We start from the raw sequence: 14,104 nt of genomic DNA, 5'->3' as shown, positions 1-14,104 counted from the left end.
CGGGTCGGTCCCGCCACTTGAGCGACCGCTGGCTCGCCGTGGCCTTCATCTCCCCCGCGTTGCTGCTGTTGCTCGCGATGTCGGTGTTCCCGTTGCTGTGGGCGCTGTACCTGTCTTTCACCGACTACTCGGCCACCCGCGGGGGGCCCGCCAATTTCATCTGGTTCGGGAACTACACCGCCATCCTGACTTCGGCGCAGGTCCACCTGAGGGCCCTGACGACGTTGATCTACGTGGTCGGCGCGGTCACCCTGCAGACCGTGCTCGGTTTCGCCATCGCCTACCTGATCTCACGGCGCGTGCACGGACGAGGACTGCTGACCACTCTGTTCCTGGTTCCGATGATGCTGTCGCCGGTCGTGGTCGGGCTGTTCTGGCGATTCATGCTCGACGCGCAGTTCGGCGTGATCAACAGCATGCTCGGCTCGCTCGGCCTGGGACAGGTGGAGTGGCTCACCCGGCAGCGAACGGCGTTGATTTCCCTGATCGTGGTCGACACCTGGCAATGGACGCCGTTCATCATGCTCATCGCACTCGCGGGCCTCACCGCGGTCCCCAAGTACTTGTACGAGGCCGCCTCGATCGACCGGGCGTCCGAGTGGTTCCGGTTCCGCACCATCACTCTTCCGCTGGTGTGGCCGCTGCTCCTCATTGCTGTGTTGTTCAGGGCCATCGAGGCCTTCCGGCTGTTCGACCTCGTCTACATCCTCACCAGCGGAGGTCCGGGGGTCTCCACCGAGACGTTGTCGTTCCACGTCTACAAGGTCGCGTTCCTGGGCTTCAACACCGGAACCGCCTCGGCGTACGGGATCCTCATGGTCCTCGTCGTCATCGTCCTCACGCAGCTCTACCTGCGCTACTTGAACAAGCTCAAGGAGGACTGATGGCCGTCTCCGTCGACGAGGCCGTGGCCACAGGTCCTGCCCGGGATCACACGCCCTCCGCGCGCCGCCTTGGCGGCCGGGGCCGCTCCGTGCTGGAGGTCGCGCTGCTGACCGTGCTGGCCGTCGTGATGCTCTTTCCGGTGCTCTGGATGATCGAGACGTCCATCAAGGAGAACCGGGACGTCTACGCCATCCCGGCCAAGTTCTTCGGCTTCAAGGTCACTATGGACCACTTCAAGGACGTGTTCGTCACCTCCGGCGGCGGTCGCTCGGCCTTGTCCGTCTCGTTCCTCAACTCCGTCCTGGTCGCCGGGGTCTCCACGGTGCTGGCCACCGTGCTGGGGGTCCCGGCGGCCTGGGCCTACTCACGCTTCGGCGTGAAGGCCAAGAAGGACCAACTGTTCTTCATCCTGTCCACGCGCTTCATGCCGCCCGTGGTGGTCGTGATCCCGATCTTCCTCATGTACCGCCAGGTCGGACTCATCGACAGCAAGCTCGGCCTGATCCTCATCTACGCCGCGTTCAACGTCCCGTTCACGATCTGGATGATGAAGGGGTTCGTCGACGAGGTGCCCGCGGAGTACGAGGATGCCGCCATGCTCGACGGCTACACCCGCTTGCAGGCGTTCCGGCGATTCACCCTTCCCCTGCTCCTGCCCGGCATCGCCGCGACGGCGGTCTTCGCACTCATCTTCTCCTGGAACGAGTTCGTGTTCGCCATCTTCCTCACCTCCAGCGACAACGTGCGGACGGCCCCACCCGCCATCGCCGGCCTCATCGGTGGCACCACTGTGGACTGGGGTCTCGTGGCCGCCGCCTCCCTGGTGTTCGCCCTACCGGTGCTCGTCTTCGCCTACCTGGTGCGCAAGCACCTCGTCGCCGGTGTGACGCTCGGGGCGGTGCGACGCTGATGGCGGGCATCGAGGTGACCGCCCTGCACAAGCGCTACCCGGACGGGACGGTCGCAGTTGATCACGTGGACCTGTCCATCGGCGACGGCGAGCTGTTCGTCATGCTCGGCCCTTCGGGCTGCGGCAAGACGACCACGCTGCGGGCCATAGCCGGCCTGGAGAGGCAGACGACGGGCGACATCCGCATCGGCGACACGCTGGTCAACGACCTGCCGCCCGCCGAGCGCGACATCGCCATGGTGTTCCAGTTCTACGCTCTCTACCCGCATCTGAGAACCCGCGACAACCTGGCGTTCCCGCTGCGGGCCGAGGGACTGCCCAAGTCGGAGGTGCACGAGCGGGTCGACGAGGCCGCCCGGCTGATGCGGCTTGGTCCGCTCCTGGACCGGCGACCGCACCGGCTGTCCGGCGGGGAGCAGCAGCGCGTCGCGCTTGCTCGCGCCCTGGTGCGACGACCGCGCGCCTTCCTCATGGACGAACCCCTCACCAATCTGGACGCGGAGCTGAGGGCGGACATGCGCACGGAGATCAAGCACCTGCAGGGGGAGCTGGGGACGACGATGGTCTACGTCACCCACGACCAAGTCGAGGCGATGTCGCTCGGTCACAGAATCGCCATCCTCAACAAGGGCCGCGTCGAGCAGATCGGCACGCCGCTGGAGGTCTACGACCGTCCGGCGAGTCTTTTCTGCGCCGCGTTCATCGGCTCCCCGCCGATGAACCTGATCGAGGTGGAGGTGGCCGACGGGAAGCTGCGCAGTCAGGGCGGACTGGTCCTCACGCCACCGCCAGGCCTGCCGCGCGACCGTCGCCTGGTCGCAGGCGTCCGGCCGGAGGCGCTGGAAGTCACAGAACCAGGGGCGGATCGTTCGGCCCCGGCCCGCGTGGTCTCGGCGGAGTGGCTGGGCGACGAAATCATCTACGTGGTTGACCACGGCGACCAGCGCGACGTACGGGTTCGGATGCCACCGACTGTCCGTTTCGCTGCTGACGCACCGGTCGGGCTGCGGCACACCGGCGGGCCCCCGCCGGTCTACGACGTGAGCACGGAAGAGCTGGTGGCCTGATGGGAACCGTGGCAGTGCACGGGCTGCGCAAGTCCTTCGGCAAAGTCCAAGCCCTGGACGGGGTGACGCTGGACGTGCCGGACGGCTCGTTCTTCGTCGTGCTCGGGCCCTCCGGGGCAGGCAAGACGACGACCCTGCGAGCGATCGCCGGCCTTGAGAAGCTTGACGCCGGGTCGGTGCACCTGGACGGGAGGGACGCGACCGGTGACGCCCCGGCCGCACGCGACCTGGCCATGGTGTTCCAGAGCTACGCCCTCTACCCGCGACTCACCGCGTACGAGAACATCGCTTCGCCGCTGCGGGCACGCCGCTGTTCTTCGAGCGAGATCGCCGCTGCCGTCGAGCAGATGTCGAGCCTGCTGCACATCGAACGTCTGCTGCAGCGTCGTCCCGCGCAGATGTCGGGCGGTGAGATGCAGCGTGTCGCCCTGGCCCGGGCCTTGGTCCGCCGCCCGCGCGCGTTCCTCATGGACGAGCCGCTGACGAACCTCGACCTCAAGCTCCGCGTCGAGATGCGCACCGAGCTCACCCGCATCCACCGGAGCCTCGGGGGAACCTTCGTCTACGTGACCAACGACCAGGTCGAGGCCCTGTCCATGGCCGACCAGGTCGCGGTCCTCAAGGAGGGGAAGGTGCAACAGGTCGGAACGCCGACCGAGGTGTACGAGCGTCCAGCCAACCAGTGGGTCGCAGGCTTCGTCGGGAGCCCGTCGATCAGCCTGCTCGCCTGCCACGCCGAGGGAGATCGTCTGGTCGGGGCGGAAGGCTGGACGCTGCCGCGGCCCCGCTGGACCACGGCTGAGGACGGTCGTCCGCTGCTGCTGGGCCTGCGCGCGGAGGACCTGTCCGTCGAGCAGCGTGGGGACGCGTCGTTGTCGGGTGAGCTCTACGGCCTTGAGCCGCTCGGTGACCGAACGGTGGTCGACGTCCGAGTGGGGACGGAGATCCTCAAGGTCAAGGCACGGCCCACTGTCACCGGTACGCCGGGCGAGCGGCTGCTTGTCACGGTCGACCTGGACCGTGCGCACCTGTTCGATGCGGGCACCGGGCTGGCGCTGTCCGAGGCCGGGAGGTAACCAGGGCGGCGACGTCACCATGCGCCCGCACGTGGCGATCGAGCCTCGGCGCCACGGGTGAGCACAGCCTGACGACGCTGAAGCAGCCATGACCCGAGAAGGCGATCGGTGGCGCGGGGCGTCGCCCTGCGCCAGGGCCACGGCCACGTTCGACCCGCTCGGCGACCTCGACCCAGACGAGGTCGTGTGAACCGTTCGTCAACGCGCGTGACGCGATCGCCGAGGTCACGCCGGACATCACCAAGAACATCACAGGAGGCGACGCTTTGAGTGACCCGATGAACGTCCTGGCCCCCGAGCACCGGCGGCTCCGGATCGGCGACGCCTGGCGCGACGCCGCCGGCGGAGCCACCTTTGCCGTCGAGGACCCGGCCACCGGCACGACCATCGCCGAGGTGGCGGACGCCGGCGTCGTTGACGGGCTCGCCGCTCTGGACGCGGCGAGCAAGGCGATGGCGGAGTGGGCGGCGACCCCGCCGCGGAAACGGTCAGAGTTGTTGACCGCGACGTACCGGGCACTGACCGAGCGATCCGAGGAGGTCGCCCGGCTGATAACGCTCGAGATGGGCAAGCCGCTCGCCGAGGCCCGGGGAGAGGTGGCCTACGGCGCCGAGTTCTTCCGTTGGTTCGCCGAGGAGGCGGTGCGCGTCGAGGGACGCTACAACACCGCTCCCGCTGGTGGATATCGTATCCTCACCGTGCCGAAGCCGGTCGGACCGTGCGTCTTCGTGACGCCCTGGAACTTTCCGTTGGCCATGGGCGCCCGCAAGATCGCTCCTGCGCTGGCGGCGGGCTGCACGACGATCACCAAGCCGGCGGCCCAGACGCCACTCACCATGCTGCTCCTGGCCCGCATCATGGAGGAGGTCGGCGTTCCCCCGGGCGTCGTCAACGTCGTGACGACCAAGCGTGCCGGCGAGGTGGTCTCAGCGCTGCTGGCCGACCGCCGGACCCGCAAGCTTTCGTTCACCGGGTCGACCGAGGTCGGGCGCGTGCTGCTACGACAGGCGGCGGACAACGTGCTGCGCACCTCCATGGAACTGGGCGGCAACGCGGCCTTGATCGTGTGTGCCGACGCGGACCTGGACGTCGCGCTCGACGGTGCCATGGTGGCCAAGATGCGCAACATCGGGGAGTCCTGCATCGCGGCCAACCGAATCTACGTCGAGGAGCCGGTGCTCGAGGAGTTCACGACGCGCTTCGCCAAGCGGATGGGTGCGCTCTCGGTGGGTCATGGTCTCGACGACGGCGTGGACGTCGGGGCGTTGATCGACGAGGCCTCGGTCACCAAGATCGACGAGCTCGTCACCGACGCGGTCGATCGCGGCGCCCGTGTCCTGGTGGGCGGCGAGCGTCCGGATGGGCCGGGCCACTTCTACCCGCCCACGGTCCTCGTCGACGTGCCCGAAGACGCGCCGATCCTGGAGGAGGAGATCTTCGGCCCGGTGGCGCCGATCATCTCGTTCACGTCCGACGACGAGGTGATGGCGAAGGCCAACGACACCGAGCACGGCCTGGTCGGATACGTCTTCACCCGTGACCTCCAGCGGGCGCTCCGGTTCACCGAGGGGCTGGAGACGGGGATGGTCGGCATCAACCGTGGTCTGATCTCGGACCCCTCTGCTCCGTTCGGAGGCGTGAAGCAGTCGGGGATCGGCAAGGAGGGGTCGCACGAGGGCATCCTTGAGTACCTCGACGTCACCTACGCGGCGATCGACCTCCCGTGACCGGCCTGCTGTTCCGGGTGCCCGCCGAGGGTCACCGCGCCCTGTGCACACATGACCTGACCGGCCTCCACCCGTGGGGCGGGACCCTCGGCGACGATGTCCGCGGGACCCTCGACCCGACTGACCCGCCCACCAGGGGCGACGTCTTCATCGCGATGGACCCGAGGGCGCCCGGGCACGACCGAGTCGGGGAGCCCGGCGCGCGCCTGCGCCACCCGGCAGCCAACCTCGCCGATGCCGTCCCGGTCTCGCAGGTGACCTGGACGTCCGCCCCGCACATCACCGCCGACGTTCCAGAGAGGCACTGACATGCTTGAGACCGTCCGCGGACCACGCCAGCTGATAGTGGGCGAAGGGGTCGCGCAGAACATCCCACGAGTGGTGGCCGAGTGTGGCTCGCGAGTCCTCATCGTGACCGACCGGGTTGTTCTGGGGCAGCCGTGCGTGGCCGAGATCGTGGCCGCCGTGCGGGAGAAGGTCGCAGTCGTCGGGGTGTTCGCCGACGCGACCCCGGACGTGCCACTCGCCGATGTCGCCCTGGCCGTCTCGGTCGCCGCAGAGGTGGACGCCGACGTCATCCTCGCCATCGGGGGTGGCACGGTGATCGACCTCGCCAAAATCGTCGGCGTCATCCGGCGCCACGGTGGGACGCCGCGCGACTTCTACGGCGAGTCGAAGGTGCCGGGGCCGACGATTCCTCTCGTCGCGGTCCCGACGACGTCAGGCACCGGCTCCGAGCTCACGCCCGTCTCGGTGTTGACCGACCCGGACCGCGAGCTGAAGGTGGGGGTCTCCAGCGTCCACATCGTGCCCGACTTCGCCATCGTCGACCCCGAACTCACCTACACCTGCCCTGCGACCGTCACCGCCCACTCCGGCATCGACGCGTTTTGTCACGCGGTGGAGAGCTACACCGCGCGACCCCGGGCCCACGGACCGCGCGACCCGGTGGAGCAGGTCTTCCTCGGCCGCAACCCGATCACCGATCACTACGCGCTCCTGGCCGCGGAGCGGATCGCCCGCAGCCTGCCCCATGTCGTCAGGGACGGAGGAGACAAGGACGCGCGCGCGGACATGTCCTATGGGTCCATGCTGGCCGGGCTCGCATTCTCCCACGCAGGCACCGCGGCTCCGCACGCCCTCCAGTACCCCATCGGCGCAGCCACCCACACGCCGCACGGCCTGGGCGTCGGGCTGCTGCTGCCCTACGCGCTGGACGCGGCCAGGGATGCCATCGGCGACCGGTTGGCCATCCTCGCCAGGGTGTGCGGGCTCGACGTGACCGACGCCTCGGATGCCGAGGCCGCAGATACGTTCCTCACCTGGCTCGACGGGCTCCTTGCCGACATCGGCATCCCTAGCACCTTGGCGGACATCGGCGTGGCACGCGCCGACCTCCCGCGCTTCGCGGAGATGGCCGGTGGCGTCACCCGCTTGATCCAGAACCATCCAGGCCCGACCGACACCGCCAGCCTGACCGCGATCCTCGACGCGGCCTGGATCGGGGCCCGGACCCGACACGTCCTGACTCCGGAGCAGAGATAGTGACGGGCCTTTCACCATGACGACGAGTTCCCTGCCCCACCGGAGCGTCGAAGCAGCAGCCCCATCCGCGACCGATGTAACCGGATGCCGGATGGGGCTGCCTGAACGTACGACCGAGAACGCAGTCCTTGCGCTACTTGGCGGCTACCATGTGGTCGAGGTTGAACCACCCGGCGTCACCAGAACCGTAGCTGACGCTGATCGTGTTGATACCCGCCACCAACTGCACCGGAATGGTCGCGTCGGCCCAGGTGTTCCAGCTCCCGGTGAGCGGAAGTGAGATTTGGTGAGGATCTCCGCCGTTTACCGACACCGATGCGCTCCGGGTGCCGGCCGGACCGTCAGGGCCGGCCGCGTAGCGGAGGTCCAGCGAGTACGTGCCCGCATCCTGGGCGACGATTCGCTGAGTCACGCTCGGTCCCCGTGTGGTGAAGCACGCGACGAAGCCCGATCCCGTATACCCGGGATGGTCCGTGGCCAGGCACGCTCCGCCGGACAGAGCTCCATCCTCAGCCTCGCAGACGTCCCCGACCTCACAGTGCAGCAACGCGTCGACAGAGTTCTTCACGGAGATGTCCTGCCCTTCCGACTTCGCCGTACCGACCGCCGTGAATCGGTAGCTGCCTCGGGGCAGATCGGCGGAGGTCGTCATCGTGTACCGCACGACAGTGCTCTGACCGGAGGCCAACTTGGGCACGCCTGGGCACGCCGGCGCGTCACTGTCCGCGCAGGTGATGGTGAATCCGGGGGCCGGCTCGCCGTCCGAGGTGTAGGCGGCGAGACTCGTCCGGACGTCGCGATCCGTCTGCCCGCCGCCGTTGGTGAACGTCACCGGGACCGTGTAGGTGCTCCCGGGCTGCACGGTGGTCGGGGCGTCGAGAGAGATCGCCTGTGGCTCGGTCCAGGACAGATAGACGCCGTAGGCGTCGTGCTTCGACTCGAAGTCGAACGGCACTGTGATGGCGTCGTTCTCGACCTTGACGTCCTGGCTGAAGGCGACCTGGCGCGTGTACAGGGGTGCCTGGTCAGGGATCCTGTAGACAGTGGCGTGCACGAGGCCGTCGCGGACCAGCCACGGCGTCGAGGACAGTCCCTTGAACGTTACGGCCATCGGCCCGACGTATCCGCCCTGAATGTCACCGAGCAGCGCCACAGCGCGCTTCTTCGCGGGGTCCTCGGACGCGGAAATCGCGGTCGACCCGACTTGTTCGGAGGTGGAGACCAGCGTCCCGGTCAGGTCGGCATAGGTTCGCATCGCCCACCAGTTTCCGTTGGGTGCCCATCCGCTCGGGGTCTTGGTGAGCAGCCCGGTCAGGTTGGGGATGATGCAGCAACTCCAGTTTCCGCGCATGGCGTTGGCATAGTTCGACTGAGCAAGTCGGGCGTTGTACCAGGCGGTGTCTCCGGCGGTCTGCCGATCCGCGGGCTGGTACTCGTTAGCCGAGAGGGGCCGTTGGGCGATCCCGTTGGCGTCGAGTGCGTCCGCCAGGGACTGGCCGACGGTGACCGGGTCGTCCACGGTCCCCTCATCGTGGTTGGTGATCTCGTCCGGGACGGTGTTCGCGGCCTTGACATGGGCCAGGAAGGCCTGCCATTCCTCGGGTCGCCGCTCGGGGGTGTAGGCGAACGAAGGACCGGCGATCGTCGCAGCCGGGGCGAGGCGCCGGATCTCGCGGTAGGCGCTGTCCCACATCTGGAAGTACTGTTCCGTGTTGACGCCCGGTCTCCAGAAGATGCTGAGGTCGGGCTCGTTCCAGATCTCGTAGGTGAACTTCTGGCCGGCGGCCTGGAGCTTGGCCACAGTAGCGTCGATGAACGTGATCCAGTTGCTGCAGTCGCCGTCGGTGCACGGCCACAGCGTGTTCGCCGGCGCGCCGCCGGTCGAACCGAACACATCACTGAGCAGGACCTGGTACTCGACCTTGTGACGGGGCGGGCGCTGCAGACGCTTCGCCTCGGCGATGACCGCGTCGATGTTGGCTTGGGTGCCTGGTCCGAAGGTGTACTTGTCCTTGATCCAGCCGCCCGCATACCAGCCGCCGCTGCGGTAGGCGTTGATCGTCAGCGGGTCGAGGTATTCGTCGGACGGTTGTAACCCGTCCTGGGTGACGCCATAGAGAATGCCAAGACCCACCCCTGCGGACCGCTTCGTCTTCGCGGACAGATCGACGGTCAGCGCTTTCACGCTGGCAGAGCTGACGTTCGAGTCCGCCGCGGCGGAATGCTGGCCGCTCACCACCAGGGCAGCGGTAGCGCACAGTGCCCCGAGGACAGCGATCAGCTTTCTGCCGTTAAGGCCTCGGCCCTGGCCGTGTGCCGCAGCTGTACCGCCGGGACGCCTAATTGTGGCTAAGCGTTTTGGATGAGCTGACATTCTTCCTTCTTTCGTGGCGGGCCGACCACATCGCGGCCACGGGGTCGCGGTCAGCGCGAGTGCGGAGGCGAGGACGGCGTGCGGCGCGATCCTGCGTGCCCGCCGAGACAAGGGTGTGACCATGCGCCTTTCCCTTGGGCGTGCGGTGAGGTCGAATCGATTCGGCGAATCGGTTCGACAAGACCATAAGCGCGTGCGACGGGATGGTCAAGAGTGGGAAATGTCCGTGATACGTCCTCGCCATGCAGCCGTCATGCGACGCCGTGGACCCCGAAGCCGCGCAGGGCGGGGACGTCGGTGGTGGTGAGCGGTGGGCCCAGGTTTTCGGCCAAGTGTTGCGCGGCGACGCCGACGATAGAGCATGGCACGGCACTGGATTCCCTGACGAGGATGTGTCGCGGGGCGCACGCCTGGGCCGGCATTTCGGCAACCTGAAGGTGCTTCTCATTGACTCGTGCGACGAAGCAGGCCTATCTTCGGCGGAACCGTTCGCCGAACCGGTTCGACCTCGATCGGAAAACAGCCGCGTAACGCCTGTCAGTGGAGGTCAGGCCAGTGAGATCAGCGGCAGGGAGCCGGCGCGTGCCGGTGTGAGTCTGGCGGTTTTGGCGACCGCGGGCGGTCCGGCAGTGGGAGTTCGTCGAGCGCGAGTCGGGCCGCAGGTCCGCGCTGCTGAACGCCGCCGAACGGCTGTGGGAGTCGGCGATCGCCGCCAAGACCTGCCTGACCGGCGGGCAGGGCTCACGCCGCCGTGACGAGGCATCGTCCATGGGGGAGCATTTTCCAAGGCCCCAGCGACGTCCTCGTCGGGCACACTCGCGCGCGATCGTGCTGAAGATCGATTGGGTCGACCACGCTCACGAGCGCGACGCCTGCTCATGCCCGCTCCGTTCGGAGGATCTCGGTCACCGACTGGCGGGCGCCCAACCGCGTTGTGGCGGCGGTGAGGAGAGCGACCGCGATCGACGTGCCCAGCAGGACGGCGACCAGTTGCCAGGCCGGTGGGATCGTGAGCATCCGCTGTTGCGCCGCGGCTCGATACAGGTAGAGGCCTGCCGGGATGCCGATGATCGCGCCCGGTAGTGCGGGGAGCAACTGCGCGGTCGACATTCCTGCGCTGACCTGCCAGGACGTCGCGCCGAAGGCGCGGGAAAGCGCCGTCATCCGCCTCGCATCGGTGATCGTCGCTCGGGCGATGAACAGGGTGTTGACGGCGGCCACCACGATGAGCATGACGGTGACGATCGCGGTGAGCTGGCCGAGCCGATCGGCGCGCGGGCCGGGCGCGGCAGCGAGGTCCTGGCCGGCGGTGGGGAAAATCGCGACGATACCGGTGACCGCGACCGCGATGCTCAGCGCGTTGAGCGCGCCCCGGGCGGGCCGGCGGGCGATCAGCCGCATGCCGAGCAGCAGCGGGACGGGCAGCCGCGCGGAGATCGCGAGCAGCAGTGCCCGGCGTCGTGGCGGGCGGGCGTGGTCGGCGAGCGCGCGCACCGTACTGACCCGAGCGGCCCGCATGGCCGGAACGAGCGTCGCGGCGACCGCGACAGCGACAGCGATCGCCGCCGGCAGGGCGATTGTGGCCGGTGTGAGCTCCGGCGCCCCGGGTGCGCCGACCAGCCCGGCGCCGGCTGAGGCGATCAACGGCGCGATGAGCCGTCCGGCGACGATCCCGAGCGCGGCGGCGACCAGCGCCATGGCGAGGTGTTCGGCGAGGAGCACGGCCGCGACCACTTCGGGTGTGCCGCCGACGGCCTTGAGCAGCCCGACACGCCTGGTCTGGTCCACCATGCGCCGACCGGCGAGCACGGCCATCCCTGCGATCGCCAGCATCGCGAGGAGGAAGCCGCTGACCTGCATCGCGATTTGCTCGCTCTGGACAAGGCCGGTGTCGGCGTTCTGTATGTCCTGCCACGAGATGAGGAACGTCCCCGGCCACCTTTCGGCGAAGGTGCCCGGCCCGGTTCGCCGCGCGACGAATGCGGGCGCCGCGGACGGGTCAGCCAGCGTGAGGTTCAGGTAGAAGGACAAGGAGCCGGTATCGCCGGCCAGTGCCGTCGCCTCCGGGCTGGTGAGCCATACGAGACCGATGTCCGGAGCGCCGCCAGAAGGCGGACCTGGGAATGGCACATCGCAGGCGATGTGGCAGATGTTGCTGGGGTAGGACGGCAGGCCGGCGGTGACCGCGGTTCCTGCGACCCGGTACGGCCGGCCCGCCAGGGTGACGTCGTCGCCCACGTGGACGCCGAGGTCGTCGGCGAACCCGCGTTCGATCACCACCTCACCGCGGCGTACCCAGCGACCCTCTGTCACCAGTGGCTGGTCGACAGCGGCCGGAGCGGGGTCGCGGCCTTCCACGGCGACGCCCTTCGAACGGCCGTGCGCCTCCATCGTCGTGTACGTCAGGGGGTACGGCCCCGTGTGGCCGATGACACCGGAAGTGTTCACGAGTTCGTCGACGGCGCCGGGGGCGAACGTCTGCTTGCCTGGAAGCATGAAGCCGGCGACGACGTCGGGCCCGGCCGTCGCCTGCCGGGTCTGCCGGTAGGGGCTGTCGGTCATACCGTTGAGAGCGAGCCCGACTGACAGGGCGGTGACGGCGACACCGATCACGAGGACGACCATGACCGCGTCGAACGGACGTCGGCGTAGGTCACGGGCTGCGAGCCGGCCGATGACAACGAAACGGCCCATGTCCGTCAGCCGTCCAGCCCGGCGAGGGCACCACGATTGCCGTGGGTGCCGCCGGTGAGGATGGTCTGGTCCACGAACGCGCCGTCACGCATCGTGATGAGCCGGTCGGCGGTGGCCGCGATACGCGCGTCGTGGGTGACGATCACCAGGGTCTGCCCGGCCTGATGGAGGTCGTCGAACAGCCCCAGCACATCGAGGGTCGCAGCGCTGTCGAGGTTGCCGGTGGGTTCGTCGGCGAGGATCACGCGTGGCTTGTTGCTGAGCGCCCGGGCGATCGCCACCCGTTGGCGCTGGCCGCCTGAGAGCGCGGACGGGAGGAACTCGCGCCGGTCGGCCAGGCCGACGCGGTCGAGCAGTTCTATGGCCTGTGCCCGGGCCGCACGGGCCGGCCTTCCGGCGAGCAGAGCTGGGACCTCCACATTCTCCACCGCAGTCAGCTCGTCCATCAGGTGGAAGCCCTGGAAGACGAAGCCGACGGCGTCGCTTCGCAGCCGCGCCAGGGCGCGTTCGCCCATCCGGTCGATGCGCTGACCCGCGAGATGGATCTCACCGCCGGTGGCCTGGTCGAGGCCGCCGAGGATGTGCAGCAGGGTGGACTTGCCGCAGCCGCTCGGGCCCATGATTGCGACCGTCTCACCGGCCACGACGTCGAGGTCGACGTCGTCTACGGCCCGTACGAGCCCGGCGGCCCTCCCGAAGTCCTTATGTAGGCCACGGGCACGCAGTACGGGCATATCGTCGACCATGAATGGGCCTTTCGTCTCGTCCAGTCGCGTTCGCATGCGTCGAGCCACCGGAGGTCGGCCGGTCCGCCTTGGTGAGTGGTCGGCGACCCGTCGCCGGCCTACGGGAATCAGCGCGTACTCCCAGCCGGCCAGGCCCGACTTCTTCCGATCTCGCCAGCAGGGCCAGCACCGCTTCCTGCATCAGGTCCCCCAGGCAGCTAACGGTTATCTAATAACTAACGGTTAGCCCGGACGACGTCAAGATCTACCGCCTCCGACCCCGCAACGTCCGCGATGAAGACCGCGACGATCGCCATGTACGCCTACGACTCCCGAACTGTTCGCGAGGCCCGTTGGAGCGCGGGGTCACCAGCATCGTTTTGGGCCAAGCAGGAGATCAGTCACCTGTGGTGATCACACCGACGACGCCACCGCTCACTCGCCGGCCTGCAGCGGGCGACCGTCCGGTGAGTCGGCGTCCTCCTCGGTCTGGGTGCCTGCACGTCGACGGGAAGGGTTGTGGCCGGGCGTCCCCGTGCCGGCCGCATGCGCGGCGGTCGCGTTCTCGCCGTCCTGGGGATCGGACGTGCCGTGACGGCCGGCTTCGAGGTCACGCAGCAGTTGGGTGAGTATCTGCTCCTCCTCGGGACCGAGGTCGGCGACGAAATGGGCCAACACCCCGGCAGGGTCGCCACCCTGCACCAGTAGCCGGCGCATTTTCGCGGCCACGGCCATCGACTGCGCCGCCGTCGCATCGGAGGCCAGACAGTAGGCGTAGGCGCGTCCGGATGGCTCCCGCTCCGCCAGCCCCCTCTTGTACAGCCGCGCGAGGGTGGTCATGACGGTCGTATAGGCCAACTCGCCGCCCATCTCGGCCAGAACCTCGCCGGGGGTCAGCGGCCGATCGGCCGCACCGAGGCAGGCGAGAATCTCCTGCTCCAGGGCGCCGGGGGACCGCCTACTCGGCCCCCGGCGCTGAGGTGCTCCCCCCGGCTGCCGCTGTTGCGAATCGGCCATCCATGACTCCCGGGCGTCTACTACAGTCCCTAATCGTAGGATGCCTCACTATCGAGGCCGCCGTCGAGGCAGGAGCGGCTTCCG

11 protein-coding genes are annotated in these 14,104 nt (G+C 68.5%); 7 read left to right on the top strand and 4 right to left on the bottom strand.

Features of this window, described 5'->3' with window-relative positions; genetic code table 11:
* The first annotated feature begins 17 nt into the window (after positions 1–17).
* The 7 genes from Mco01_RS30495 to Mco01_RS30465 all read left to right on the top strand — a co-directional run bounded on the left by Mco01_RS30495 (position 18) and on the right by Mco01_RS30465 (position 7,210).
* Complete coding sequence (locus Mco01_RS30495) at positions 18–884, top strand: carbohydrate ABC transporter permease (RefSeq protein WP_204060314.1); 867 nt, start codon at positions 18–20, stop codon at positions 882–884.
* Positions 884–1,795, top strand: coding sequence for a carbohydrate ABC transporter permease (locus Mco01_RS30490; protein ID WP_204060313.1), 912 nt, complete (start codon positions 884–886; stop codon positions 1,793–1,795). The genes Mco01_RS30495 and Mco01_RS30490 overlap by 1 nt, the downstream gene beginning before the upstream one ends.
* Entirely contained in the window at positions 1,795–2,862 is a 1,068-nt protein-coding gene (locus Mco01_RS30485) for an ABC transporter ATP-binding protein (protein ID WP_204060312.1), read from the top strand. The genes Mco01_RS30490 and Mco01_RS30485 overlap by 1 nt, the downstream gene beginning before the upstream one ends.
* A complete protein-coding gene (locus tag Mco01_RS30480) occupies positions 2,862–3,938 on the top strand; it encodes an ABC transporter ATP-binding protein (RefSeq protein WP_204060311.1) in 1,077 nt (358 codons plus the stop codon). Before Mco01_RS30485 ends, Mco01_RS30480 begins: the two co-directional genes overlap by 1 nt.
* 278 nt (positions 3,939–4,216) lie before the next feature.
* Complete coding sequence (locus Mco01_RS30475) at positions 4,217–5,665, top strand: NAD-dependent succinate-semialdehyde dehydrogenase (protein WP_204060330.1); 1,449 nt, start codon at positions 4,217–4,219, stop codon at positions 5,663–5,665.
* Entirely contained in the window at positions 5,662–5,973 is a 312-nt protein-coding gene (locus tag Mco01_RS30470) for a hypothetical protein (protein ID WP_204060310.1), read from the top strand. Before Mco01_RS30475 ends, Mco01_RS30470 begins: the two co-directional genes overlap by 4 nt.
* A 1-nt stretch (position 5,974) precedes the next feature.
* Positions 5,975–7,210: an iron-containing alcohol dehydrogenase gene (locus Mco01_RS30465; protein WP_204060309.1), complete on the top strand. Its 1,236-nt coding sequence runs from the start codon at positions 5,975–5,977 to the stop codon at positions 7,208–7,210.
* 133 nt (positions 7,211–7,343) lie between these two features.
* Here the strand turns inward: Mco01_RS30465 and Mco01_RS30460 are convergent, their stop codons facing one another.
* The 4 genes from Mco01_RS30460 to Mco01_RS30445 all read right to left on the bottom strand — a co-directional run bounded on the left by Mco01_RS30460 (position 7,344) and on the right by Mco01_RS30445 (position 14,020).
* Complete coding sequence (locus Mco01_RS30460) at positions 7,344–9,449, bottom strand: CBM35 domain-containing protein (protein ID WP_204060308.1); 2,106 nt, start codon at positions 9,447–9,449, stop codon at positions 7,344–7,346.
* Between the two features lie 1,011 nt (positions 9,450–10,460).
* The gene (locus Mco01_RS30455; protein WP_204060307.1) at positions 10,461–12,278 is read right to left on the bottom strand and encodes an ABC transporter permease; all 1,818 of its coding nucleotides are present in this window, start codon (positions 12,276–12,278) and stop codon (positions 10,461–10,463) included.
* Positions 12,279–12,283: 5 nt separating this feature from the next.
* Positions 12,284–13,012 (bottom strand): ABC transporter ATP-binding protein, encoded by a 729-nt coding sequence (locus Mco01_RS30450; RefSeq protein ID WP_204060306.1) that lies wholly within the window; start codon positions 13,010–13,012, stop codon positions 12,284–12,286.
* 426 nt (positions 13,013–13,438) lie between these two features.
* Complete coding sequence (locus Mco01_RS30445; protein ID WP_204060305.1) at positions 13,439–14,020, bottom strand: BlaI/MecI/CopY family transcriptional regulator; 582 nt, start codon at positions 14,018–14,020, stop codon at positions 13,439–13,441.
* Positions 14,021–14,104: the final 84 nt, after the last annotated feature.

This window comes from Microbispora corallina (genome assembly GCF_016863035.1).
GTDB lineage: Bacteria > Actinomycetota > Actinomycetes > Streptosporangiales > Streptosporangiaceae > Microbispora > Microbispora corallina.
The sequence above is the reverse complement of the archived record's forward strand: the minus strand, read 5'-3'. Positions and strand labels throughout refer to the sequence as shown.